The sequence below is a fragment of the Streptomyces sp. NPDC044061 genome, assembly GCF_056434305.1.
Genome location: NZ_JBWKFL010000014.1, coordinates 224752 through 249498 on the forward strand (window position 1 = coordinate 224752; position 24747 = coordinate 249498).

25 protein-coding genes and 1 pseudogene are annotated in these 24747 nt (G+C 70.6%); 19 read left to right on the top strand and 7 right to left on the bottom strand.

The window, feature by feature from the left end; all coding sequences use genetic code 11:
• Nucleotides 1–132: 132 nt before the first annotated feature.
• On the bottom strand, nucleotides 133–1638 hold the full coding sequence (locus AC07CM_RS24075) for an oligopeptide:H+ symporter (RefSeq protein ID WP_478878507.1): 1506 nt from the start codon (nucleotides 1636–1638) through the stop codon (nucleotides 133–135).
• A 491-nt stretch (nucleotides 1639–2129) separates the two neighbouring features.
• On the opposite strand from AC07CM_RS24075, the gene AC07CM_RS24080 reads away from it, so the two are divergent.
• Nucleotides 2130–2807 carry a response regulator transcription factor gene (locus AC07CM_RS24080; RefSeq protein ID WP_030653180.1) on the top strand — a complete coding sequence of 226 codons (678 nt, stop codon included), beginning with the start codon at nucleotides 2130–2132 and terminating at the stop codon, nucleotides 2805–2807.
• 39 nt (nucleotides 2808–2846) lie between these two features.
• Entirely contained in the window at nucleotides 2847–4118 is a 1272-nt protein-coding gene (locus AC07CM_RS24085) for an ATP-binding protein (protein WP_478878508.1), read from the top strand.
• Nucleotides 4119–4228: 110 nt separating this feature from the next.
• On the opposite strand, the gene AC07CM_RS24090 is transcribed toward AC07CM_RS24085, so the two are convergent.
• Nucleotides 4229–4732, bottom strand: a complete 504-nt coding sequence (locus tag AC07CM_RS24090) for a GtrA family protein (RefSeq protein ID WP_478878509.1) — start codon at nucleotides 4730–4732, stop codon at nucleotides 4229–4231.
• Nucleotides 4733–4914: 182 nt separating this feature from the next.
• Here AC07CM_RS24090 and AC07CM_RS24095 point away from each other — a divergent pair, with 182 nt between their 5' ends.
• The 4 genes and pseudogenes from AC07CM_RS24095 to AC07CM_RS24110 all read left to right on the top strand — a co-directional run.
• Nucleotides 4915–6054 carry a 5-(carboxyamino)imidazole ribonucleotide synthase gene (locus AC07CM_RS24095; RefSeq protein WP_478878510.1) on the top strand — a complete coding sequence of 380 codons (1140 nt, stop codon included), beginning with the start codon at nucleotides 4915–4917 and terminating at the stop codon, nucleotides 6052–6054.
• Nucleotides 6051–6575: a 5-(carboxyamino)imidazole ribonucleotide mutase gene (purE, locus tag AC07CM_RS24100; RefSeq protein WP_478878511.1), complete on the top strand. Its 525-nt coding sequence runs from the start codon at nucleotides 6051–6053 to the stop codon at nucleotides 6573–6575. Before AC07CM_RS24095 ends, purE begins: the two co-directional genes overlap by 4 nt.
• Nucleotides 6576–6580: 5 nt before the next feature.
• A complete protein-coding gene (locus tag AC07CM_RS24105; protein WP_478878512.1) occupies nucleotides 6581–7759 on the top strand; it encodes a dipeptidase in 1179 nt (392 codons plus the stop codon).
• 130 nt (nucleotides 7760–7889) lie between these two features.
• Nucleotides 7890–8180, top strand: a pseudogene (locus AC07CM_RS24110) (MerR family transcriptional regulator); the annotation flags it as partial.
• 102 nt (nucleotides 8181–8282) lie between these two features.
• Here the strand turns inward: AC07CM_RS24110 and AC07CM_RS24115 are convergent.
• Both AC07CM_RS24115 and AC07CM_RS24120 read right to left on the bottom strand, forming a co-directional pair.
• The gene (locus tag AC07CM_RS24115) at nucleotides 8283–8693 is read right to left on the bottom strand and encodes a VOC family protein (protein ID WP_478878513.1); all 411 of its coding nucleotides are present in this window, start codon (nucleotides 8691–8693) and stop codon (nucleotides 8283–8285) included.
• Nucleotides 8694–8707: 14 nt separating this feature from the next.
• Nucleotides 8708–9067, bottom strand: a complete 360-nt coding sequence (locus tag AC07CM_RS24120) for a VOC family protein (RefSeq protein WP_478878514.1) — start codon at nucleotides 9065–9067, stop codon at nucleotides 8708–8710.
• 114 nt (nucleotides 9068–9181) lie between these two features.
• Here AC07CM_RS24120 and AC07CM_RS24125 point away from each other — a divergent pair, with 114 nt between their 5' ends.
• Entirely contained in the window at nucleotides 9182–9688 is a 507-nt protein-coding gene (locus tag AC07CM_RS24125; RefSeq protein ID WP_478878515.1) for a CGNR zinc finger domain-containing protein, read from the top strand.
• A gap of 109 nt (nucleotides 9689–9797) precedes the next feature.
• On the opposite strand, the gene AC07CM_RS24130 is transcribed toward AC07CM_RS24125, so the two are convergent.
• Nucleotides 9798–11141: a UDP-glucose dehydrogenase family protein gene (locus tag AC07CM_RS24130; RefSeq protein ID WP_478878516.1), complete on the bottom strand. Its 1344-nt coding sequence runs from the start codon at nucleotides 11139–11141 to the stop codon at nucleotides 9798–9800.
• A gap of 178 nt (nucleotides 11142–11319) precedes the next feature.
• Here AC07CM_RS24130 and AC07CM_RS24135 point away from each other — a divergent pair, with 178 nt between their 5' ends.
• Nucleotides 11320–12477, top strand: a complete 1158-nt coding sequence (locus tag AC07CM_RS24135; RefSeq protein ID WP_478878517.1) for an acyl-CoA dehydrogenase — start codon at nucleotides 11320–11322, stop codon at nucleotides 12475–12477.
• 166 nt (nucleotides 12478–12643) lie between these two features.
• Complete coding sequence (locus AC07CM_RS24140; RefSeq protein ID WP_478878518.1) at nucleotides 12644–13006, top strand: four-helix bundle copper-binding protein; 363 nt, start codon at nucleotides 12644–12646, stop codon at nucleotides 13004–13006.
• Nucleotides 13007–13071: 65 nt separating this feature from the next.
• On the opposite strand, the gene AC07CM_RS24145 is transcribed toward AC07CM_RS24140, so the two are convergent.
• Nucleotides 13072–14373 (bottom strand): LCP family protein, encoded by a 1302-nt coding sequence (locus tag AC07CM_RS24145; protein WP_478878519.1) that lies wholly within the window; start codon nucleotides 14371–14373, stop codon nucleotides 13072–13074.
• Between the two features lie 119 nt (nucleotides 14374–14492).
• Between AC07CM_RS24145 and AC07CM_RS24150 the strand changes: the two genes are divergently transcribed.
• Nucleotides 14493–15041, top strand: coding sequence for an acyl-CoA thioesterase (locus AC07CM_RS24150; protein ID WP_478878520.1), 549 nt, complete (start codon nucleotides 14493–14495; stop codon nucleotides 15039–15041).
• Between the two features lie 5 nt (nucleotides 15042–15046).
• On the opposite strand, the gene AC07CM_RS24155 is transcribed toward AC07CM_RS24150, so the two are convergent.
• On the bottom strand, nucleotides 15047–16543 hold the full coding sequence (locus AC07CM_RS24155) for an LCP family protein (RefSeq protein WP_478878521.1): 1497 nt from the start codon (nucleotides 16541–16543) through the stop codon (nucleotides 15047–15049).
• A 128-nt stretch (nucleotides 16544–16671) separates the two neighbouring features.
• Here AC07CM_RS24155 and AC07CM_RS24160 point away from each other — a divergent pair, with 128 nt between their 5' ends.
• From AC07CM_RS24160 to AC07CM_RS24200, 9 genes are all read left to right on the top strand, one after another.
• Nucleotides 16672–17700, top strand: a complete 1029-nt coding sequence (locus tag AC07CM_RS24160) for a glycosyltransferase family 2 protein (RefSeq protein WP_478878522.1) — start codon at nucleotides 16672–16674, stop codon at nucleotides 17698–17700.
• Nucleotides 17701–18497: 797 nt separating this feature from the next.
• A complete protein-coding gene (locus AC07CM_RS24165) occupies nucleotides 18498–19835 on the top strand; it encodes an efflux RND transporter periplasmic adaptor subunit (protein WP_478878523.1) in 1338 nt (445 codons plus the stop codon).
• Nucleotides 19832–20524, top strand: a complete 693-nt coding sequence (locus AC07CM_RS24170) for an ABC transporter ATP-binding protein (protein WP_478878524.1) — start codon at nucleotides 19832–19834, stop codon at nucleotides 20522–20524. Before AC07CM_RS24165 ends, AC07CM_RS24170 begins: the two co-directional genes overlap by 4 nt.
• Nucleotides 20525–20652: 128 nt before the next feature.
• Nucleotides 20653–21912, top strand: a complete 1260-nt coding sequence (locus AC07CM_RS24175) for an ABC transporter permease (RefSeq protein WP_478878564.1) — start codon at nucleotides 20653–20655, stop codon at nucleotides 21910–21912.
• A 62-nt stretch (nucleotides 21913–21974) separates the two neighbouring features.
• Nucleotides 21975–22853: a hypothetical protein gene (locus tag AC07CM_RS24180; protein WP_478878525.1), complete on the top strand. Its 879-nt coding sequence runs from the start codon at nucleotides 21975–21977 to the stop codon at nucleotides 22851–22853.
• A 53-nt stretch (nucleotides 22854–22906) separates the two neighbouring features.
• Entirely contained in the window at nucleotides 22907–23323 is a 417-nt protein-coding gene (locus AC07CM_RS24185) for a peptidase inhibitor family I36 protein (protein ID WP_478878526.1), read from the top strand.
• An 86-nt stretch (nucleotides 23324–23409) separates the two neighbouring features.
• On the top strand, nucleotides 23410–23583 hold the full coding sequence (locus AC07CM_RS24190; protein WP_478878527.1) for a hypothetical protein: 174 nt from the start codon (nucleotides 23410–23412) through the stop codon (nucleotides 23581–23583).
• Nucleotides 23584–23699: 116 nt separating this feature from the next.
• Nucleotides 23700–24170 (top strand): DUF2690 domain-containing protein, encoded by a 471-nt coding sequence (locus AC07CM_RS24195; protein WP_478878528.1) that lies wholly within the window; start codon nucleotides 23700–23702, stop codon nucleotides 24168–24170.
• 58 nt (nucleotides 24171–24228) lie between these two features.
• Nucleotides 24229–24666 carry a peptidase inhibitor family I36 protein gene (locus tag AC07CM_RS24200; RefSeq protein WP_478878529.1) on the top strand — a complete coding sequence of 146 codons (438 nt, stop codon included), beginning with the start codon at nucleotides 24229–24231 and terminating at the stop codon, nucleotides 24664–24666.
• Nucleotides 24667–24747: the final 81 nt, after the last annotated feature.

A 24747-nucleotide genomic window follows, 5' to 3' on the forward strand; every position in this document is an offset into this window, starting at 1 on the left:
GTTACGTTTTGGTGGCAGCTCTCGTGTCTCTTTTCCCAAAAGCATGCAGGAACGCTACGCCCCCCCCCCCCCGCGCGCCCCCCCCCCCCCCCCCCCCCCCCCCCCCCCCCTCCTCCGGCCAGGCCCGGACGACTAGTGAACGTCGCCCATGAGCTTGTTGACCTTCTTGCGGTACATCCACACCGCGACACCGGCGACCACGGCGAGCACGGCCTCCAGGGCGACGAAGCCCGTCCGGTCGAGGTTCACCCCGCCGACGGCCGGGTTGGACAGCAGCGCGGTGATCGAGTCGCCCGCGGTGACCGCGAGGAACCAGACGCCCATCATCTGCGAGGCGTACTTCTTCGGCGCCATCTTCGTCGTCACCGACAGACCCACCGGGGACAGCGTCAGCTCACCGACGGTCTGGACGAAGTAGATCGCGACCAGCCACATCGCCGCGGCCTTGTGACCGCCCTCGGCGATCGACAGCGGGGCGAGGAAGAGGAAGAACGACGCACCCACCAGCACCAGGCCGGAGGAGAACTTCACGATCGTGCTCGGCTCCTTGCCGCGACGGTTCAGCCACAGCCACAGCCAGGCGAAGACGGGTGCCAGGGCCATGATCATGACCGGGTTGACCGACTGGTACCAGGAGACCGGGAAGTCCCAGCCGAAGACCGAGTTCTCGGCCTTGCCGTCGGCGAAGAGCGACAGGGTCGAGCCACCCTGGTCGTAGATCATCCAGAAGACGGCCGCGGCGACGAAGAACCAGACGTACGCCGACACCTTCGACTTCTCGGCCGCGTCGAGGTCCTTGTCGCGGCGGATGCGGCCGATGACGATGATCGGGACGATCAGGCCGATCAGCGTGAGCGGGATGAGCGCCCAGTTCAGCGTGAAGTGGCCGGTGAAGCCGACGACACCGTAGAAGACCGCGGCGATCGCGAGCCAGATCAGGCCCTTGCGCAGCGTGGCGGCCTTCTCCGCGGGGGACAGCGGCGTCGGGACGACGCTGCTCCGCGCGCTCAGGTGACGGCTGCCGAGCAGGTACTGGGCCAGGCCCAGCGCCATGCCGACCGCGGCCAGCGCGAAGCCGAGGTGCCAGTTGACGTTCTCGCCGACGGTGCCGATGACCAGCGGAGCCGCGAAGGCGCCCAGGTTGATGCCGATGTAGAAGAGCGTGAAGCCACCGTCACGGCGCGCGTCGTCCGGCCCGTTGTACAGGTGACCGACCATCGTGGAGATGTTGGCCTTGAGCAGACCCGAGCCTATGGCGACGAGGCCCAGGCCGACGAAGAAGCTGGCCGCGACCGGCAGCGCCAGGCACAGGTGGCCGAGCATGATGATCAGACCGGAGACGGCCACCGTCTTGCGGGGGCCGAGGAAGCGGTCCGCGACCCAGCCGCCGGGCAGGGCGAGCAGGTACACGAGCGACACGTACACCGAGTAGATCGCGGTCGCCGTGCCCGCGTTGAGGTGCAGGCCACCCGGGGCCACCAGGTACAGCGGGAGCAGGGCCCTCATGCCGTAGTAGGAGAACCGCTCCCACATCTCGGTCATGAAGAGGGTGGCCAGTCCGCGGGGGTGGCCGAAGAAGGTCTTCTCGGAACCGGGGGTGCCCGGACGGACCGAGTCCTTCGTCAGGCTGGACGCCATGGTCGTTCCTTGCTGGTCAAGACGCGCGTTGGAGCGCTGCGCGCCCGGTGGGGGTGCGGCCGGCACCGGCAGGGTCGGTCGTCCACCCCCACGCCCAGGGGGAGTCCGCCCCGGATCGCGGAGCGGCGGACGGCGACCACCGGGATCCACGCCCCGGGACGCGTCGGTGCGTCCGGAGCCCGGCCAGAGGTCATTCCTTTCGAGGCTGATCGTGATCAGCCCGCACACAAAAGAGACCTTCAGCGACATTGCCCGCCAAAGGTCCCCGGTGTACTACAGGCGTTCAGGTCACTGTACGTCAGGACAGTGCCGGATATGGAAGGACTTGAGACGCGGATCACAGGTGTCGAAGGAACCAGGGCGCCTGTTTCGAAGGTCTCCCCTACGATCCCACCTCTCGGGCAATGGTTCGTACCACCCGCCCGGGAAGGTAAGAATCCCGGGAAGCGATCACACCCCAGCACCGCGGGCGGGCGGTCTACCATCACCTCATGACCCGTGTACTGCTCGCCGAGGACGACGCGTCCATCTCGGAGCCGCTGGCCCGCGCCCTGCGCCGGGAAGGTTACGAGGTCGAGGTGCGCGAGGACGGTCCCGCCGCGCTCGACGCAGGAATGCAGGGCGGCGTCGACCTGGTCGTGCTGGACCTGGGCCTGCCCGGCATGGACGGCCTGGAGGTCGCCCGCCGGCTGCGCGCCGACGGCCACACCGTGCCGATCCTCATCCTGACCGCGCGGGCCGACGAGGTGGACACCGTCGTCGGCCTGGACGCGGGCGCCGACGACTACGTCACCAAGCCCTTCCGGCTCGCCGAACTGCTCGCCCGGGTGCGGGCCCTGCTGCGCCGCGGCGCCGCGGAGCCGCAGCAGCCGCCGGCCACGCACGGCGTGCGGATCGACGTCGAGTCGCACCGCGCGTGGATGGGCGACGAGGAACTCCAGCTGACCGCGAAGGAGTTCGATCTGCTGCGGGTGCTGGTGCGGGACGCGGGCCGGGTCGTCACGCGGGACCAGCTGATGCGCGAGGTCTGGGACACCACGTGGTGGTCGTCCACCAAGACGCTCGACATGCACATCTCCTGGCTGCGCAAGAAGCTCGGTGACGACGCGGCCAATCCGCGGTACATCGCCACCGTGCGCGGTGTGGGCTTCCGGTTCGAGAAGAGTTAGGCCCGCCGCAGAGGCTGAGCCAACACCGGAGGGATCCCCGTGCGTCGCCGTCTCATCCAGTCCACCCTTGCCGTCGTGCTGGTGGTGATCGCCGTCTTCGGGGTCTCCCTGGTGATCGTCGAGACGCGGACGATCAGCAGCAGTGCCCAGGAGCGGGTGGAGTCCGAGGCACTGCGGCTGGCCAGCATCGTGGACAGCCGGATCCTCGCGGCGGAGAACGTCAACGCCGATGTCCTGCGCAACCCCGTGAGCAAGGACCAGTACGCCGAGATCAGCATGCCCGGCCGGGCGCCGATCCAGATCGGCACCAAGCCCGAGGGCGACGTCATCCACTCCACGCAGACGGGCGAGGAGGGCGAGACGGTCACCGTCCAGGAGCCCCGCTCCGCGGTGACCCGCGAGGTCGGCCGGACCCTGCTGATCATCGGCCTCGTGGCCCTGCTCGCGGTGGTCGCGGCCGTCCTGCTCGCCGTGCGGCAGGCCAACCGGCTCGCGTCCCCGCTGACCGACCTCGCCGAGACCGCCGAACGCCTCGGCTCGGGCGATCCGCGCCCCCGGCACAAGCGGTACGGCGTCCCCGAGCTGGACCGGGTCGCCGACGTGCTGGACTCCTCAGCCGAGCGCATCGGCCGGATGCTGACGGCCGAACGGCGCCTCGCGGCAGACGCCTCCCACCAGCTGCGTACGCCCCTGACCGCCCTGTCCATGCGGCTGGAGGAGATCACCCTCACCGACGACCCGGACACGGTGAAGGATGAGGCGAACGTCGCGCTCACCCAGGTCGAGCGGCTGACGGACGTGGTGGAGCGGCTGCTGACCAACGCGCGGGACCCGCGCACCGGCTCCGCCGTCACCTTCGACCTCGACGAGGTCATCCAGCAGCAGCTCGCCGAGTGGCGGCCCGCCTACCGCAGCGCCGGCCGGGCCGTCGTCAGCTCCGGCAAACGGCATCTGCAGGCCGTGGGCACGCCCGGCGCGGTCGCGCAGGTGCTGGCGGCGCTGATCGAGAACTCGCTGATGCACGGCGGCGGCACGGTCGCCCTGCGCACCCGCGTCACCGGCAACCAGGCCGTGGTCGAGGTCACCGACGAGGGACCGGGCGTCCCGGCGGACCTGGGCGCCCGGATCTTCGAGCGCACGATCAGCGGGCGGAACTCCACGGGCATCGGCCTCGCCGTCGCCCGGGACCTCGCGGAGGCCGACGGCGGCCGCCTGGAGTTGCTCCAGGCCCAGCCGCCGGTGTTCGGCCTGTTCCTGTCCCGCACACCCCCGGCGCGCAAGCCGGACGAGGAATGGCCGATGGTCCGCTAGGTCGTGTCCGCAAAGTCCCGTCGTCCGCCCGGATGTACCCGGGGCTTCGCCCGGTGCGGCGAGAGTGCGGGCCAGGCGTCGTGGGGCAGGCGGGACTTTGCGGAAACGGCCTAGGGAACGCGCTGCCTGGGCGTGGGCTTCTTCGACTCCCGCTCGAGGATCGATTCCGCGTCCGCCACGGTCTCCCGGGCCGGCAGCGCCCGGAACACCCAGCTGCGGTACGACCAGAACCGGAACAGGGTGGCGACGCCGATGCCGAGGAACTTGAAGACGTTGCTCTGCAGCGGGCTGTCCCAGCCGAAGCCGTACGTCGCCAGGTACAGCACGCCGTTCTCGATGACCAGGCCGATCGCGCTGAAGACCAGGAACAGCGTGAGTTCCTTGGTGCGGCCGCTCTTGTCGCGGTCCCGGTACGTCCAGTAGCGGAAGCCGACGTAGTTGAAGGCGATCGCGACGACGGTCGCGATGATGCTGGCGCGCACCACCGGCAGGTCCGAGACATGCCTGACCAGGTTGAACACGCCGAGATTGACAAGGACGCCGGCGCCGCCGACGGCGCCGAACTTGGCCACCTCGCGTACGAGTCGTTGCAGCCCCGAGGAACGACGTTCCATGGCTGTAAAGCCCCCGTCCGTAGGTTTCGTCACCCAGCCATGCTAGCCAGGCCGCCCCCCGCCCGCCCGCGGACGAGGCCACAGCTTGGGAACGGGTCGGAAAGAGGGGGGAAAGCCCCCGGTAAGAAGCGGTGGAGAGGGACGGAATCCGGCCGACCCCGCGTGGCCGATACGCTAGGGGGGTGACGTTCCCGGTAGTCGGCATGGTCGGCGGGGGCCAGCTCGCGCGTATGACGCACGAAGCGGGCATTCCGTTGGGCATCAGGTTCAAGCTCCTCAGTGACACCCCTCAGGATTCCGCGGCGCAGGTCGTGAGCGATGTCGTCATAGGCGACTATCGCGATCTCGACACGCTGCGTGAGTTCGCGCGCGGTTGCGACGTGATCACCTTCGATCACGAACATGTACCCACCGAGCACCTCAGGGCTCTGGAGGCGGACGGCATCCCCGTGCGCCCCGGGCCCGACGCGCTGGTGCACGCCCAGGACAAGGGCGTGATGCGCGCGAAGCTCGACGCGATCGGCGTGCCGTGCCCGCGCCACCGGATCGTGGCCGACCCGGAGGATGTCGTCCGGTTCGCGGCGGAGGGGGACGGCTTCCCCGTCGTCCTGAAGACCGTCCGCGGTGGCTACGACGGCAAGGGCGTTTGGGTCGTGGAGTCCCCCGAGGAGGCCGCGGAGCCCTTCCGCGCAGGCGTCCCGGTGCTCGCCGAGGAGAAGGTCGACTTCGTGCGGGAGCTGGCCGCCAACGTCGTACGCTCCCCGCACGGCCAGGCCGTCGCCTACCCGGTGGTCGAGTCCCGCCAGGTGGGCGGCGTGTGCGACACGGTCATCGCCCCCGCCCCCGACCTCGACGAGGAGCAGGCCCTCAAGGCCGAGGAGATGGCACTGCGGATCGCCAGGGAGCTGGGCGTCGTCGGGCACCTCGCCGTCGAGCTGTTCGAGACCCGCGACGGCCGCATCCTCGTCAACGAACTGGCGATGCGTCCGCACAACTCGGGCCACTGGACCCAGGACGGCGCGATCACGTCCCAGTTCGCCAACCACGTCCGCGCGGTCCTCGACCTGCCGCTGGGCGACCCGCGCCCGCGCGCCAGGTGGACGGTGATGGTCAACGTCCTGGGTGGCGATTACCCGGACATGTACTCCGCGTACTTGCACTGCATGGCCCGCGACCCCAAGCTCAAGATCCACATGTATGGCAAGGACGTGAAGCCCGGTCGCAAGGTCGGACACGTCAACACCTACGGCGACGACCTGGACGACGTGCTGGAGCGCGCCCGTCACGCTGCCGGCTACCTGAGAGGCACGATCACCGAATGAGCCCCGTTGTTGGCATCGTCATGGGGTCGGACTCCGACTGGCCCGTGATGGAGGCCGCCGCCAAGGCCCTGGACGAGTTCGAGATCGCGTACGAGGTCGACGTCGTCTCCGCGCACCGCATGCCCCGCGAGATGATCACGTACGGCGAGCAGGCAGCCGAGCGCGGCCTGAAGGTGATCATCGCCGGGGCCGGCGGCGCCGCCCACCTGCCCGGCATGCTCGCCTCGGTCACCCCGCTGCCGGTCATCGGCGTGCCGGTGCCGCTGAAGTACCTCGACGGCATGGACTCCCTGTTGTCCATCGTGCAGATGCCGGCCGGCGTCCCGGTCGCCACCGTCTCCGTCGCCGGGGCCCGCAACGCCGGCCTGCTCGCGGCCCGCATGCTCGCCGCGCACGACGAGGACCTGCTGCAGAAGATGCGCGACTTCCAGCAGGACCTCAACGACCAGGCCGCCGAGAAGGGCAAGCGGCTGCGCTCGAAGGTCGAGGGCGCGGGCAGCGGCTTCGGCTTCGGGAAGTGAGGCCCGTGACCTCCCTGGACGAAGCCCGCGAGCTGCTGCGCGAGTTCCCCGTCGTCGACGGCCACAACGACCTGCCGTACGCGCTGCGCAAGCAGGTCCGGTACGACCTCGACGCCCGTGACATCGCCGAACGCCAGGACGCCCATCTGCACACCGACATCCCGCGGCTGCGCGAGGGCGGGGTCGGCGCGCAGTACTGGTCGGTGTACGTGCGCTCGGACCTGCCCGACGCGGTGCCGGCCACGCTGGAGCAGATCGACTGCGTGCGGCAGCTGATCGACCGGTACCCCGGACAGCTGCGGGGCGCCCTGACGGCGGCCGACATGGAGGCGGCCCGTGCGGACGGCCGTATCGCCTCCCTCATGGGCGCCGAGGGCGGCCACTCCATCGCGAACTCCCTCGGCACGCTCCGGGGCCTGTACGCGCTCGGCGTGCGCTACATGACGCTCACCCACAACGACAACGTGGACTGGGCCGACTCGGCGACCGACGAGCCGGAGACCGGCGGCCTGTCCGCGTTCGGCCGCGAGGTCGTCCGCGAGATGAACCGGCTCGGCATGCTCGTGGACCTCTCCCACGTGGCCGCGACGACCATGCGGGACGCGCTGGACGCCTCGTCCGCGCCGGTGATCTTCTCGCACTCCTCCTCCCGCGCCGTCTGCGACCACCCGCGCAACATCCCGGACGACGTCCTGGAGCGGCTGCCCGCCAACGGCGGTGTGGCGATGGTGACGTTCGTGCCGAAGTTCGTGCTCCAGGCGGCGGTCGACTGGACGGCCGCGGCCGACGAGAACATGCGCGCCCACGGCTTCCACCACCTCGACACCACCCCAGAGGCGATGAAGGTCCACCGGGCCTTCGAGGAGCGGACCCCGCGCCCGGTCGCCACGGTCTCCACCGTCGCGGACCACCTCGACCACATGCGCGAGGCGGCGGGCGTCGACCACCTCGGCATCGGCGGCGACTACGACGGCACCGCGTTCACCCCGGACGGTCTGAACGACGTCTCCGGTTACCCGAACCTGATCGCCGAGCTGCTCGACCGAGGCTGGTCCCGGACCGACCTGGCCAAGCTGACCTGGCAGAACGCGGTACGGGTGCTGGGCGGGGCGGAGGACGTGGCCCGTGACCTTCAGGCCACGCGCGGCCCCTCCACGGCCACGATCGAGTCGCTCGACGGCTGACCCGCCAGGGCGGGGTAGTCGTTGCAGCCGTCGGCCCCGCCCACGGACATGAAGTACCGGTCCCGGACCGGGTTGAGCGGAACGCCGAGACGCAGTCGCTCGACCAGGTCCGGGTTGGCGAGGAACGTAGGGGCTGCTCGCGGCCGAGCGCACGCCCGGCGGACACCGGGACTACCCGGAGGCGGCCGTCGACCGGGTCATCCGGATCCAGGAGCTGTACGCCGCCGGGCTGCACAGCGCGAAGATCCGGCAGCTGCTGCCCTGCATGCGCGACCGGGACGGCGGGCCCTCCACGGTCGCCACCCCGAGACTGGTCGCCGACCTCACCGCCGAACGCGACCGGATCGACCGCATGATCGCCGACCTGGCGCGGTCCCGTCAGACGCTGGACGAGGTGATCCGGGCGGCCGGGAACGAGTGACCGGCCGTACCCCCGAACGCCCCACGGGAGCCCTCGACGGCGCGCATCGCCGAACTCGACGGGTGGCGGCCGCCAACGGTGCTCGATCCTGCCGGCGGACCGCTACGGGTGCTCGATCCGGCACAGGCAGAACGGATGCCCGGCCGGGTCGGCGTACACCTGGAAGTCCTTCTTCTCCCGGTCCTCCAGATCCAGTGGACGAGCACCGAGCGCGAGCACCTTCTCGTGGGCCGCGTCGATCTCCGCCCAGGTCGCCCCCGCGTCGAAGTCGAGGTGGCACTGCTGCGAGTTCCGGTCGGACCGGGGCCACTCCGGCGGTGTGTACCCCTCGGCCCGCTGGAAGGCGAGCCGCGGTCCGTCCGGGATCCGCAGCACCACCCATTCCTCGTCCCCGGGGTCCTCGGGGTCCTCGGGCTCCGGGCTCCCTCCCGACACCGCCGCGTAGAACGCGGCCAGCGCGCGTGGGTCCGGACAGTCGAGCACGACGGAACGGAAACGGGCGACGGCCGTCATGGGACCTCCCGGTTTCAGCAGGCGCAGAGACAGAACGGGTGCCCCGCCGGGTCGGCGTACACACGCCAGGTGCGCGAGCGGTCCCCGGCGTCCAGCGGTTTGGCCCCCAGCTCCAGCACCCCCTTCTCGGCCGCGTCCAGGTCCTCCACCACCAGGTCCAGATGGAACTGCTGCGAGGCGTCCGGCGCGGGCCACTTCGGCGGGACGAACCCGGGCGCCCGCTGGAAGGCGAGCGCCTGCCCGCCGTCCGCCTTCAGGTCCACCCAGTCGCCGTCCCCCTCCACGCTGCCACCGAGCACCTCGGCGTAGAACGCGGCGAGCGCGCGCGGCTCCGGGGCGTCCAGGACGACCACACCCAGCTTGGCGAGAGCCATGACTTCCTCCTCGAAGTCCGAGTTACCTTTAAAGACGGGTAACCGGTAACGGTTACCGTATGCTCCCGCAGAGCGGGTAACGTCGCAACCGGATTCGGGAGGTAACTTGCACGCATGAGTGAGAGATCGGCCGCCCCCGGAGGCCTCGCCCTGGTCGAGTCCCTGGTGAACACGCTCGACATCGAGACCGGCCACGACTCGCTCGACACCGCCCACGGCCGGGCGCGCCTCGGACTCACCGAGGAGGAGCTGCCGGACGCCCGAACCCTGCGCGAATCACTGCGGGCCGCACTGCTCGCCCACGCCGGGCATCCGCCCCACCGCGAGGTGACCCCGCTCGGCGAGCTGCTGGCGCACGCGCCCCTGTACGTCGCCGTCGACGAGCGCGACGGCTCCGCGGCCCTCGCCCCGGCCGACACCGGCCCGCTGCTCTCCCGGATCGCCGCCGCCGTCGCCGAGGCGCTGGTCGCGGGCACCTGGACCCGCCTCAAGGCCTGCGAGGCCGGCACCTGCCACTGGGCGTACTACGACCGCAGCCCCGCCGGACGGGGCCGCTGGTGCTCGATGCAGGTGTGCGGGGCGCGCGCGAAGATGCGCCGGTACCGGGCCAAGGAGCTGTAACACACAGGGTGTTCATCGGCCACGTATGTGTCGGGTGGTGCAGAATGCGAGAAGGCGCCGGTTCGGCCGACTGAGCCTCGGCCGAACCGGCGTCCTCCTCGCACGGTGATCAGGCGGTCGGGCGGCCCATCGCCCGGTACGTCCACCCGGCCCGCCGCCACAGCTCCGGGTCCAGGGCGTTGCGCCCGTCCAGGATCAGCCGGGCCGCCGCGACCTCGCCCAGCGCCGCCGGGTCGAGCTCGCGGAACTCCCGCCACTCGGTCAGATGCAGCACGACGTCGGCCGCCCGCACCGCCTCCAGGGCCGAGTCGGCATAGCCCAGGGTGGGAAAGACCCTGCGGGCGTTCTCCATGCCCTTCGGGTCGTACACGGTCACCTGGCCGCCCTGCAGATGGATCTGGCCGGCCACGTTCAGCGCCGGCGAGTCCCGGACGTCGTCCGAGTCGGGCTTGAAGGTGGCACCGAGCACCGCGACCCGCTTGCCCAGGAAGGGGCCGCCGCCCAGCGCCTGCCGGGCCAGCTCCACCATCTGGCCGCGCTGGCGCATGTTGATGGAGTCGATCTCCCGCAGGAAGGTCAGCGCCTGGTCCGCGCCCAGCTCACCCGCGCGCGCCATGAACGCCCGGATGTCCTTGGGCAGACAGCCGCCGCCGAAGCCGATCCCGGCGCGCAGGAACTTCTTCCCGATCCGGTCGTCGTGGCCGATGGCCTCCGCCAGCTTCGCCACGTCACCGCCCGCGGCCTCGCACACCTCCGCCATCGCGTTGATGAAGGAGATCTTGGTCGCGAGGAAGGAGTTCGCCGAGGTCTTCACCAGCTCGGCGGTCGGGAAGTCGGTCACCACGAACGGCGTGCCCTCGCCGATCGGCCTCGCGTACACCTCCCGCAGCAGCTTCTCGGCCCGCTCGCCGCGCACGCCCACCACGATCCGGTCCGGGTGCAGGGTGTCCTGCACGGCGAAGCCCTCGCGCAGGAACTCCGGGTTCCAGGCCAGCTCGGCGTCCGCGCCGGCGGGCGCGTGCTCGGCCAGATAGGAGGCCAGCCGCCCGGCCGAGCCGACCGGCACGGTCGACTTGCCCACGACCAGGGCCGGGCCGCGCAGATGCGGGGCGAGGGAGGCGACGGCGGCGTCGACGTACGACATGTCCGCTGCGTACTCCCCGTGCCGCTGCGGAGTGTTCACACACACGAAGTGGACGTCACCGAACGCCCCGACCTCGGCCCAGTCCTGCGTGAACCGCAGCCGCCCCGAGGACCCCTCGAAGCCCGCGACGTGCTTGCGCAGCAGCTCCTCGAGCCCCGGCTCGTACATCGGGGTCTCGCCCCGCTCCAGCATCGCGATCTTCTCGGGTACGACGTCGAGCCCCAGCACCTCGAAACCGAGTTCGGCCATGGCCGCGGCGTGCGTGGCGCCGAGATAGCCGGTGCCGATCACGGTGATCTTCAGGCTCATGAGTGCTCCAGAACGGGGACGTCGGTCATGCGGAGCCGAGCATAGTCGGGCCGTCCACCGGGCAATTTCCCCGCTGTCGCCAACCTCACGTAGGCGTCCCACGGGCCGCCCTCTAAAATTTGAGTTACTTAACGGTAATTAGCGTCAGTATCACTGCGTCTTTGGAGCGTGAGAGACCGTGGCCGGATCGGCTGACTTCGACCTGTACCGCCCGTCCGAGGAGCACGAGATGCTCCGGGACGCCGTCCGTTCCCTGGTCGAGGCGAAGATCGCGCCGTTTGCCGCGGCGGTGGACGAGGAGGCCCGCTTCCCGCAGGAGGCCCTCGACGCCCTCGTCGCAGGCGACCTGCACGCCGTGCACGTCCCCGAGGAGTACGGCGGCGCCGGCGCCGACGCTCTCGCCACCGTCATCGTGATCGAGGAGGTGGCCCGCGCCTGCGTCTCCTCCTCCCTCATCCCGGCGGTGAACAAACTGGGCTCGCTCCCGGTGATCCTCTCCGGCTCCGAGGACCTGAAGAAGAAGTACCTCGCCCCGCTCGCCAAGGGCGACGCGATGTTCTCGTACTGCCTCTCCGAGCCGGAGGCGGGCTCCGACGCGGCCGGCATGAAGACCAAGGCGGTCCGCGACGGCGACCACTGGGTCCTCAACGGCGTGAAGCGCTGGATCACCAACGCGGGCGTCTCCGAGTACTACACGGTGATGGCCGTCACGGACCCCTCGAAGCGCTCGAAGGGCATCTCGGCGTTCGTCGTCGAGAAGTCGGACGAGGGCGTCTCCTTCGGCGCCCCGGAGAAGAAGCTCGGCATCAAGGGCTCCCCGACCCGGGAGGTCTACTTCGACAACGTCCGCATCCCCGCCGACCGCATGATCGGCGAGGAGGGCACCGGCTTCGCCACCGCCATGAAGACCCTGGACCACACCCGCATCACCATCGCCGCCCAGGCCCTCGGTGTCGCCCAGGGCGCCCTCGACTACGCCAAGGGCTACGTCCAGGAGCGCAAGCAGTTCGGCAAGCCGATCGCCGACTTCCAGGGCATCCAGTTCATGCTCGCCGACATGGCCATGAAGATCGCCGCAGCCCGCGCCCTGACGTACCAGGCCGCGGCCGCCTCCGAGCGCGGCGACAGCGACCTCACCTTCCAGGGTGCGGCCGCCAAGTGCTTCGCCTCGGACGTGGCGATGGAGGTCACCACGGACGCCGTCCAGCTCCTCGGCGGCTACGGCTACACGCGGGACTACCCGGTGGAGCGCATGATGCGCGACGCCAAGATCACCCAGATCTACGAAGGCACCAACCAGGTCCAGCGGATCGTCATGGCGCGGAACCTGCCGTAGGCGGCCCAGCGGGTCACCGCTCTCCGGAAGGCGCCCCACGGGGCGCCTTCCGTCGTTTCCGGGGGCGCCTCCCGACCGGTCGGTCACATGCGGGGTGGGCCGGGCGGGCGTAGGACGGAAGCACACGGGGCCCGCGCCGAGGTTCCCCCTGCTCCGAGGAGGAGACATGACCCAGTCCGGAATGATGCCCGCCATGACCAAGCAGATGCAGGACTGCGTCGAGGCCTGCATGAACTGCCACAGCATCTGCGAGGAGACCATGAGCTCCTGCATGCAGATGGGCGGTCAGGCCCAGATGCAGATCATGCGCGCGCTCATGGACTGCTCCGAGATGACCCGCATGTGCGCCGACATGATGATGCGCCGCTCGCCGATGTCGGGTGAGATGTGCGCGATGTGCGCCAAGGCCTGCGACATGTGCGCCGAGGCGTGTATGTCCATGCCCGACGACCAGCTGATGATGCGCTGCGCCGAGGCGTGTCGCCGCTGCGCCGAGATGTGTCGCACCATGGCCGGCGCGACCATGTGAGCCGCCGCCCGTGAGGGCACTCGAGGGCACTCCCCGGGTCCGGGGAGTGCCCTCGGGCTCGATGCCTAGTTTCCGGCGACCGTGACCTTCTGGTCGTTGTTCAGCTCGTTCACCAGCGTCTTCACCTTCGCCTTGTCCCAGACGAGGTTGCCGCCGGTGGAGCCCGAGATCGGCATGTTCATCGAGATGCCGTCACCGCCGCTGACGCCCTTCATCGCCCAGAACATGGACGCCAGGTTCCACAGGCTCATGTCCTTGTCCACGGTGAGGGAGTCGAGGCCCGCGCCCATGGTCGGGTAGAACTTGAACGGGTTGAGGACCGTGGACGGGGTGGCCACCTGGTGGGCCAGCGCCGACAGGAACTTCTGCTGGTTCTTTGTGCGCTGCAGGTCCTGCGCCGCGAACGCGTGGCGCGTGCGGACGAAGGCCAGCGCCTCCTCGCCGTTCAGGGTCTGCTTGCCCGACTTGAAGTTCGCGCCCGAGTCCTTGTCCTTGAAGCCCTTGTCGATGGTGATCTCGACGCCGCCGACCGCGTCCACGATCTTCGCGAAGCCGCCGAAGCCGATCTCCACGTAGTGGTCGATGTGCAGGCCGGTGTTGTACTCGATCGTGCGGACGAGGAGGGTCGGGCCGTCCTCGGCGTAGGCCGCGTTCAGCTTGGTGTGGCGGCCGGTGCCCTGGTAGACCTTCCCGGACGTCGAGCCCTTGTACGACGGGATCTCCACGTCGGAGTCGCGCGGCAGCGAGACCAGCGTGTCGCCGTTGTCACCCACGTGCAGGATCATCATCGAGTCGGTGCGCTGGCCCTGGGCGGAGCCGGTGTGCAGCTTCTTCTTGTCCTCGGCCGTCATGCCCTTGCGGCTGTCGGAGCCGACGACCAGGTAGTTCGTGCCGGAGCCGGCCTCGGGCCGGTCGATGACCTTGGACAGGTCGACGTCCCGGTGGAGCTTGGAGTCGGCCCAGAAGTAGGTCGCCACGGATGTGACGATGAGCACGCTCGCGAGCGTGATCGCCGTCCACTTGATCCGGCGCCGCCAGTTCGGGGCGGGACGCTGACCCCCGCCGCGCGGCCCCTCCGGGCCGCCACCGTAGACCTGGCCCGTGTTGTAGCCGCTGTCGTAGCCGTCGTCGTAGTCGTCGTATCCCTGTCCGTCGACATAGGACGGCTGCTGCGGGACCCCGGGGGCGCCGTACGGCGGTGCCGAGGGGCCGGGGGCCCCGTACGAGCGCTGCCCGGGCGGTACCGCCGGGCCACCGCGCTGCACGTGGCGCATCACGCGGGCGCCTTCCGGCTGCGCGCCGGCACTGCCGCGTCCGTAGCGCGGGCCGCGGTTGTCGTCGGACCATCCCTGGGGCCAGTCATTCATGCGCCCCAGTGTGCAGGGCACGGCTGTGTTCCTTACAAGGGATGTCGGAAAATCAGAGCGGCGCTGTTGCGAAGCTGACACAAATTCCGCGAATGTCGCTTCGGCATAAGGTAGGGGCCATGACAGACCTGGCCCCTGACGCGGACCCGGACATCCCGGGCAAGCCGACGTCCGCTTCCCGCACCACGCTCAGCCACATCATGACCCACAACGACACCAACCTGCTGGGGACGGTGCACGGCGGGGTGATCATGAAGCTGGTGGACGACGCGGCGGGTGCGGTCGCCGGCCGGCACTCCGGCGGTCCCGCCGTCACCGCGTCCATGGACGAGATGGCCTTCCTGGAGCCGGTCCGGGTGGGCGATCTGGTGCATGTGAAGGCCCAGGTCAACTGGACCGGCCGGACCTCGATGGAGATCGGTGTCCGGGTCCTCGCCGAACGCTGGAACGAGTCCGCCCCGGCCACCCAGGTCGGCTCCGCCTACCTGGTCTTCGCGGCCGTGGACGCCGACGGCAAGCCGCGCCGGGTGCCCCAGGTGGTCCCGGAGACCGACCGCGACCGCCGCCGCAACCAGGAGGCGCAGATCCGCCGCACCCACCGCCTGGCCCGCCGCCGCGAGATCCGCGAGCTGCGCGAGAAGCGGGCGGCGGAGGGCTTCGAGGACTGAGACGCTCAGGCGTTGCCCGAGCACACCACCTCGTTGCCGCGCACCACGCTCTGCTCGGGCCGCGCCGGATCCTCGAACCGCACCTTGTGCACGGCCTTGAAGTCGCCGCCGACGGTCACCTTCAGCAGGGGCCCCTGCCCCGGTACCGGGCGCAGCTCGCTGCCGGGCAGGGCCGCGGCCAGGGAACGGGCCGAGCGGTCCCAGCGGGGGTCGTAGAGGATGATCGAGCGCTGCACATGGGCGAGGGCGGTCATGGGCTGGTGGGTGGTGGTGAAGCCGGTCGCGGCGAGCGCGGCGTCGACGCGCTTGGCCAGCCCCATCGTGCCGGTGCCGTTCGCCACCTGGACCCGGACCTGCCGCGGATCCACCTCCACGGGCGCCGGGGCGGGGCCGGGATGCGGGCGTTCCACGGTGAGCGGCTTGTCGTCGCGCAGCGACTGGAACAGCCGGGCCGCCTTGACCGGGTCCCACTTCAGGGTCGAGCCGACGCCCTTGACCGCGTAGTTCAGCTGGGCGATGGGGACCGTGGTGAACTCGGAGGAGGAGGGGGAGAAGGCCCGCATGGCGCGGCCGAGGTCGAGCAGCTCGTCGGTGCCGAAGCCCTCGTCGGCGCGGACCGAGCCGAGCACCGCCCGGGTCACGTCCCGGAACCTCATCGGGTTCAGCAGCACCCCGGAGGAGGTGGCCCTCTCGATCAGCGCGGCCAGGAACCGCTGCTGCCGCTTCATCCGGCCCAGGTCGCTCGCCCCGTCGAGATGCCGGGCGCGCACGTACTGCAGCGCCTGCCCGCCCATGAGGGTGTGGGTGCCGGGCGGAAGGTCGAGCCCGGTGTACGAGTCCTTCAGCGGAGTCGCCGTGCAGATCCGAACTCCGCCGAGGACGTCCACGGTCTTCATGAAGCTGGTGAAGTCGACCTCGAGGTAGTGGTCGATCTTCACGTGGGTCATGTTCTCGACCGTGCGCACGGTCAGCTGGGGGCCGCCCTCGGCGTAGGCCGCGTTCAGTTTGAGCGGGTGCGGGCCGTGCTGCCTCCCGGTGGTCTCGTCGACGTGGGCGGGCACCTCGGCGTAGGAGTCGCGCGGCAGGCTCACGACCGTGGCCCGCTCCCGGTCCTCCGAGATGTGCACCATCATCATGGTGTCGGTGCAGTGGCAGGGCTGTCCGCCCAGGTGGTAGGCGCGCCGCTGCTGCTCGCTGATCCTGTCGCGGCCGTCGGTGCCGACCAGCAGGATGTTCGTGCCGTGGCCGGCGCTGGGCCGGTTCTTCATGTCCTTGAAGGCGTCGACGCGTGCGATGCCCGCGTCGAGGCTGGTGACGACGGCGTGCCCGATGCCGGCGGAGGCGAGCACCACGACGGACAGCGTGGTCACCGCCCGCATGGCCCAGCGCGGCCGCCGCGGCGGCCGGACGGACCGCGCGGGCCGCTCGGGCGGGCGCGGCACCCGGCGGGGTGGCTGCGGACGTCGCTGTGGGCGCGCGGGGGACCGAGGCGGGCTGGGCAAGGAGGACACCTCCGGACGAGGCCGTACGTGGGATCCGTGAGCACGGTAGGCCGATACGATCTCCATCCCGCGTCTCGGCCCCGGCGGCGCGCACCGGTGTCCCCCGTTCGCGGTAACGTGACCCTCCTATGAACGCCAAGCCCGACGTGCGACTCCCCGCTGTTTCTGTGATCATGCCCGTCCTCAACGAGGAGCGGCATCTGCGCGGGGCGGTCCAAGCGATCCTCGCGCAGGAGTACGCCGGTGAGATGGAGGTCGTGATCGCCCTCGGTCCGTCCACGGACCGTACGGACGAGATCGCCGCCGAGCTCGTGGCCGAAGACCCGCGCGTGCACACCGTCCCGAACCCGACCGGCCGTACGCCCGCCGCGCTGAACGCGGCGATCAAGGCCTCCCGGCATCCGATCGTGGTCCGTGTCGACGGCCACGGCATGCTCTCGCCGAACTACATCGCGACCGCGGTCCGGCTCCTGGAGGAGACCGGCGCGCAGAACGTCGGCGGCATCATGCACGCCGAGGGCGAGAACGACTGGGAGCACGCGGTCGCCGCCGCGATGACCTCGAGGATCGGGGTCGGCAACGCGGCCTTCCACACCGGTGGCCAGGCCGGACCCGCCGAGACGGTGTACCTCGGTGTCTTCCGCCGTGCGGCGCTGGAGCAGCAGGGCGGCTACAACGAGGAGTTCGTCCGCGCCCAGGACTGGGAGCTGAACTTCCGCATCCGGGAGGCGGGCGGGCTCATCTGGTTCTCGCCCGAGCTGAGGGTGTCGTACCGCCCGCGGCCCTCCGTGCGCGCCCTGGCCAAGCAGTACAAGGACTACGGCCGCTGGCGGCACGTGGTCGCCCGCTACCACGAGGGCTCCATCAACCTGCGTTACCTGGCCCCGCCGACGGCGGTGTGCGCGATGGCGGCGGGTCTGGTGGTGGGCGTGGCCCTGACCCCGTGGGGCCTCGTGATTCCCGGCGGCTACCTGGCCGCGATAGTCGCGGGCTCCGTCCCGGCGGGCAAGGGTCTGCCGCTGAAGGCCCGGCTGCAGATCCCGGTGGCACTGGCCACCATGCACATGTCGTGGGGCTGGGGCTTCCTGACCAGTCCGAAGGCGCTGGCGCGGAAGGTCATCGCGTCGCGGCGGCCGGCGGTCCTCGGCACCCACTGAACGACGACGGCGTTTCCGGCCCGGCCGGGCCGGCAGGGGCCCCTCTCCACAGCGGAGAGGGGCCCCTGCACCGTTTGGTGCCCGGGCGTCAGCCGCAGTGGAAGTAACCGCTGTACGGCACGTGGTCCTGGATGACGTTGTGGCCGCTGGTGTTCCAGACACCGGTTTCCACCGCGATGCAGCGGCCCTTGCCGTAGAACGTGTGGCTGGCGTAGTAGAGGTAGGAGCCGTCGTCGCCGCCGGCGAGCCGTCCTTGTCGGTCCAGGCGTCCACGGCGATGCGGGACTTGATCCCGTAGTACGACCCGCGCTTCACAGCCGCGACGCAGTTGTTCGTGCCGTCCCAGAACAGGTAGGTCGTGGCGTACAACGTGCTGCCGTCGTAGTCGTTCCAGCTGTCGACCTGGGATCCGCCGCAGCCGTAGGTCGCCGCGCCGGCGGTGGACACCGGACCGAGGACACAGGCCGCGACGGCGATGCCGAGCACGGTGGCCAAGCGTGCGAACTTCTGAAGCACTGTCAATTCTTTACCTGTGAAGCTTCCGTGAGTGCCTGATCCTTTCCCCATGACCTGCTCATGCCATTCGATTTTCGCGTACTTGACGGAGTGTCGGATTTCACAGTGGCCGCGACAACTGCGAGCGCTCGAAACAGAGTTGACGCTCAGCCAGATGCCACAGCCCTACTTGTGAAAGAACTTGACAGTTTCAGATCAATAGTGATCAGCTGTCCCGCGACTATGAAGGGTCTGTGGACTTCGTGACCGGAATCCGCAGACGTGGGGGATCTGGGGGACCGTTGTCCGGTTCGGGGGAGAAGTCCGCGCTGTCGCGCCGCAAGCGCTTGCTGGGTGGTCTGGCCGGCGGATCCGTGCTGCTCGCCGCCACCGCGCTGTGGACCTCCGCGTACGTGAAGTCGCCGGCCCAGGCAGCCGCCGACGCGCGGCCGCCCGCGGCCGACGTGCTCACCGCCCCGGTCGAACGGCGCGTGCTCTCCGACACCGTCGTCGTGCGTGGCACCGTCTCGGCATCGCAGACCGTGGACCTCGCCGCCTCCGGCAGCGCCGCCGAGGGAGGCCTCAAGCCCGTGGTCACCAAGGTCATGGTGCACTCCGGGCAGACCTTCCCGACCGGGCGCGTCCTCCTCGAGGTCTCCGGCCGCCCCCTCTTCGCCCTGCGTGGCAGCCTGCCCGTCTACCGCGACCTCAAGCCCGGCGCACACGGTGACGACATCCGCCAACTCCAGCGCGCTCTGAAGGACTTGAAGCACTCCACGGGCTCCGACCGGCCGGGTGTGTTCGGGCCCGGCACCAAGCACGCGGTCGCCGCGCTCTACCAGTCGATCGGCTACGAACCGGTCACCACGGACGGCACCGCGGCCACCGCGGCCCGGACCGGCGTCAAGCGGGCCCAGCGGGAACTCGACCGCCTGACCGGCAAGGGCGCGGGCGCCGACGACATCCGCTTCGCCCGCGCGGACCTGGCCGACGCGAAGTCCGAGCTGGCGAAGGCGGAATCGGTCTCCGGGCCGATGGTGCCCGCCTCCGAGGTCGTCTTCCTCTCCGGCTTCCCGGCGCGGGTCGACAGCCTCGCCGCCAAGGTCGGCGCCGAGGCCGGCGAGAAGCTCGCCACCGTCTCCGCAGGCAAGCTGGTGGTCAACGGCTCGCTCAGCCTGCAGGACAAGGGCCTCGTGCACCCCGGCCAGAAGGTCCGCGTCTACTCCGAGGTCACCGGTGACGAACTGACCGGCACGGTGGCCCGGGTCGCCGACGCGCCCACCGCCTCCGACGCCGGCGGAGAGGACGCCGGCCAGGGCCCCGAGGGCTACACCGTCACGGTCACCCCCCGCTCGCCGCTGCCGGCCCGCCTCGCCGGCCAGGACGTACGGCTGACCATCGAGGCCGCGTCCTCCGGCGACAAGGTCCTCGTCGTCCCGGTCTCGGCGATCTCGGCGGGCGCCGACTCCCGCACCACCGTCACGGTCCTCGACCGCTCGGGCACCCGCCGCCGGGTCGAGGTACGGGTCGGCACCTCCGGCGACGGCTACACCGCCGTGACGCCCGCCGCCGGCGCCCGCCTCTCGTCCGGTGACAAGGTCGTGGTCGGCGTGGCGCAGGGGTCCGGGGCGGCCCGGTGACCACGAGCGCCGCCCCCGTCGTCGAGCTCCGCGGTGCCGGTCTCACGTACCCCGGCCCACCGCCCGTACCCGCCCTGCGGCCCAGCGATGTGACGATCCACCAGGGCGAGTACGTCACCGTCGTCGGCCCCTCCGGCTCCGGCAAGTCGACCTTTCTCAACATCGCCGGACTGCTGGACGCGCCGACCAGCGGACGGTACTTCCTCGACGGCGTGGACACCGGCGCGCTGAGCGACGCGGACCGCACCGCCCTGCGCGGCCGGCGCATCGGCTTCGTGTTCCAGAGCTTCCATCTGCTGCCCCACCGGTCCGCCACCGAGAACGTGATGCTGGCCATGGTCTACAACACCGGCCCGCGGACGGATCGCCGTACGCGGGCCCGTGAAGCACTCGCCCGCGTGGGGCTCGCGCATCGCGCCGACGCGTTGCCGACCCGGCTCTCCGGCGGCGAGCGGCAGCGCGTGGCCATCGCCCGCGCGCTGGTCACCCGTCCTTCGCTGCTGCTGTGCGACGAGCCGACCGGCAACCTCGACACGGCCACCGCCGAGTCGGTCCTCGGGCTGCTGGACGATCTGCACCGCGAGGGCATGACCCTCGTCGTGATCACGCACGACCCCGGTGTGGCAGCGCGCGGCCAGCGCACCGTGACGATCAGGGACGGCGTGCTCGCCGAACGGGCGGCGGCATGAGCACGCCGGCCGTCCGCCCGCGCCCGGACGACACGGGGAGCACCGGCGCCGAGCCGGTCCAGGACACCGCGGACACCGGCGGGCCCGACACCGGGGGAGCGCGACCGGGGCGGGGCCCGGCCCGTCGCCTGAAGCGGTGGCGCCGGCGCGCGAGCGTACGGCCCGTCGAGAGGTCCCGGCTCAGCGCACGGGACGTACTCGCGGAGTCCATGGCCGGCATCCTGCAGCGCCCGGCGCGCTCCGGCCTGACCGCACTGGGCACCGTGCTCGGCGTCGGCACCTTCGTCGCCGTCCTCGGGCTCACGGCCACCGCCTCCTCACAGATCGACTCGCGGTTCAACGCCCTGTCCGCGACGGAGGTCACCGTCCAGGACACCGGCGGCGACCAGCCCGACCTGCTGGCCGACGCCTTTCCCGCCGACGCCGACCGGCGCATCGAGGCGCTGCACGGCGTACGGCACGCGGGGGTCTACTGGCCCGTCCGGCTGCGCGCCGACGAACTCGTCGCCGCGGCTCCGCCCGGATCGGCGGCGGAACCGGCCACGGGCGAGCGGACCCAGGTGATCGCGGCCTCCCCCGGGGTCCTCGCGGCGGCGGAACCTCATCTCGCGCAGGGACGGATCTTCGACGCCTTCCACGACCGGCGCGGCGAGAACGTCGCCGTGATCGGCTCGGGACTGGCCGCGCGCCTCGGGATCACCACCCTGGAGACCCAGCCGGCCGTGTTCGTCGGCGGTCGTCCCTTCACCGTCGTCGGCATCGTCGACGACGTGCAGCGCAAGGCGGACCTGCTGCTGTCCGTCGTCGTGCCGCGCACCGCGGCCGAGCGGATCTGGGGCGGTCCCGACAGCGGCCGACGGGCCGAGATGCTCGTCTCGACCGACCTGGGAGCCGCCCGGCAGGTCGCCGACGAGGCTGCCCTGGCGCTCGATCCCGCGCACCCGGACCTGTTCCGGGCCGTACCGCCCCCCGACCCGAGGGCGCTGCGCGGCAACGTCACCTCCGACCTCGACCAGCTCTTCATGCTGCTGGCCGGCATCTGCCTGGTGATCGGAGCGGTCGGCATCGCCAACACCACCCTGGTCGCGGTGCTGGAGCGTACCGGTGAGATCGGGCTGCGCCGCGCCCTGGGCGCCCGGGGCCGCCACATCATGGCCCAGTTCCTGGCCGAGTCCGGCGCCCTCGGCGCGCTCGGCGGGCTGGTGGGCACCAGCCTCGGCACGGTGACGGTGGTCGTCATGGCCGCCGTACGCGACTGGACACCCGTGATCGCTCCGCCGACGGTCGTCGCCGCGCCCGTCATCGGCCTGGTCACCGGACTGGTCGCCGGCCTGTACCCCGCTTGGCGCGCGAGCCGCGTCCAGCCGGCGGAAGCGCTGCGCCGGTGACCGGCCGGGCCGTCCGCCGGCCGCGCCACCCCGAAGACGTTGTGGGCTCACGAGGAAGACCTATGCGAAAGAAAACGACCGCCGCCCTGTTCGCCACCGCGCTGCTGCTCACGGGGTGCTCCGGTGCGGGCGACCACGACGGGGCGTCCGCGTCCGCCGTGCCGGACAGTTCCATCGCCCCCAGGTCCTCCAGCCTGACGGCGGACCTGGCCCTGCCGGTCGAGGGCTACATCTTCTCGGAGTCCGAGATGGGCCTGCTCACCCACGCGATGAACGACCTGACCCGCGACTGCATGAAGGCCAAGGGCTTCGACTACCGCCCGGACGAGACCGACACCCCCGACATCGGCGTCATGGACCGCAGGTACGGGATCGCCAACTCCTACACGGCGGCCACCTACGGCTACCACTTCCCCACGCCCAGGACCGGCCGTGCCAACGTCCAGTCCCTGGGCGAGGCCGGCCGGATCGCGCTGCGCGGCAAGCCCCGTGCCGACGGACGGCTCGACCCCGACGGGGGATGCGTCGGCGAGGCCAAGAAGCGGCTCGCCGGCGACAAGGGCACCTTCGGCCCGGACGAGATCGCACGCCGCATCAACATGGACAGCTACGTGCGCAGCCAGAAGGACCCGAAGGTGCTGGCCGTCTTCCGTACCTGGTCCTCGTGCATGGCGGGCAAGGGCTACCGCTACGCCTCGCCCATGGACGCGATCGACGACCCGAGGTTCGGCAAGGCCACGACCGGCCCCGCAGAGATTTCGACGGCCCGAGCGGACGTCGAATGCAAGAAGAAGAGCGGACTCGTGCGCACCTGGTTCGGCGTGGAGTCCGCGATGCAGCGGACGGAGATCGACAAGAACGCCGAGACGCTCGCCCGGATCAAGCGGCACAAGGAGGACCAGCTCAAGCGTGCCGCCTCCGAGGCGGGTCAGTCCCGGTGACCGTCCCGCTCCGTCGCATCACCCGTTCACCCAACAGAAGGGACCGACTCCCCATGCGCGTTCGTACCTCCGCCGTCGCCCTCGCGGTCGCCGCCGCGGGCACCCTCGGCATGCTGGCCACCGCCGCGCCCGCCCAGGCCGACAGCATCCCGGACAACCTGTGCGGCGGTGTCATCGATGTCGACTACTGCCTCTGGTACAACTCCAACCAGAAGGGCGGCTGGACGGCCACCTACGAGAACATCTCCAACTGGGCCGGCTGGAACTTCTCCGACGGCGGTCAGGGCACCAACGGCGTGAACACCCCGGTGAAGAACAACGCCGCCTCCTACGCCAACAGCCGCACCGACAAGACCGGTGTGTCGTACTACAACTCCAACTACGCCGGTGCCTCCGACGTGGCCCCGCCGCGCGACCTCGGCAACCTCGTCAAGACCTACAACAACAACGCGTCCTTCCGCTGGCGCTGACACCTCACCGGTACAGCGGGCCCGTTCACGACCGGACGGGCCCCGTCTCGCCATGTCATGACCATGAAGGGGGAGTCGCCGACGGGATGAACACGCCGGTGAAGAACAACGCGGCGTCCTACGCCAACAGCCGTGACGACCGCGCCGGTGTGTCGTACTTCGACTCCGACCACGCCGGTGCCTCCGACGCGGCCCCGCCGCGAGGCCTCGGCAACCTCGTCAGGACCTACGACAACAACGCGTCCTTCCGCCGGCGCTGACGCCGCGGAACGCGCTCACTCGACCACTTCTCCACTTCCACGGGCCTGCTCGACGGAGCGGCCCGCGTACCGAGGCATGCCCAGTCATGCCCACTCATGCCCTGAAGGGGGACAAAATGCGTATCAAGATGAGGAACTTCGCGCGTGCCGGTGTGGTGGCGGGCGCTCTCGGCCTGTCGCTGATCGCCGCCACCGGCGGCGCGCAGGCATACACCTACGACGGCTCCGACCCGTCCGCCACGGGCTGCGCCAGCGGCGCCACCACGGTGCAGTCGGCGGTCGTGAAGAACTCGCACAGCACCTTCGGCACCATCGAGCTGCGCTACAGCACCGCCTGTCACACCGCCTGGGCGAGATTCACCCTCAACTACACCCAGTCCGCGTGCGGCAACGCGGCCGCCGGCTACGCCTGCGCCAGCGCCAACGTGACCCGCAACAACGACGGCCGCAGCTACCGCTGCACCATCCACCAGGGCGAGACCCAGTGCTACACGCCCATGGTCTACGACAAGGGCCTGACCTCCTTCGCCGAGGGCGTCGTGGACACGGCGGCCGGCATGGCCGACACCCGTACCGCGGCCTACTGACCCGCCGCGCAGACCGGCCCTTTCCGCAGTACACCTCGCCTCCGAACAAGGAGAAGTCATGACTTTCCGACGGAACATCGCCGCCGCGGCGGTGACCCTTCCCATCGTGGTGGGCGCCCTCTTCGCCGCGACCGCGCCGGCGTCGGCGTACGCCTCCGACAACTGCCTGGACAGCTCGCTGTGCGTCGTCTTCGACTACAACAGCAACCTGGAGGGCGCTTCGGCCCACTTCGAGCGTGACAACGTCTCGAACCTGGCCGGCTACACCTTCGACGAGTACTCCGGGGACGCCGGTTACGGCCAGTCGGTGAAGAACAACGCCGCCTCGCTGGACAACGTGTCGCCCAACTCGTACGTGACCATCTACTTCAACAGCGGCTACGGCGGGTCCTGCGACTCGGTGCCGCCCTCGAAGCTGGTCTTCCGCCTCCACAACACGTACAACAACGACGCCTCCTTCAAGTTCGCCCACGACACCCGCTGCTACCAGTTCTGACGACACCGGACGTGGGGGGGGGGGGGGGGGGGGGGGGGGGGGGGGGGAGGGGGGGGGGTGGGGTGAGGTACTATTTCTCTT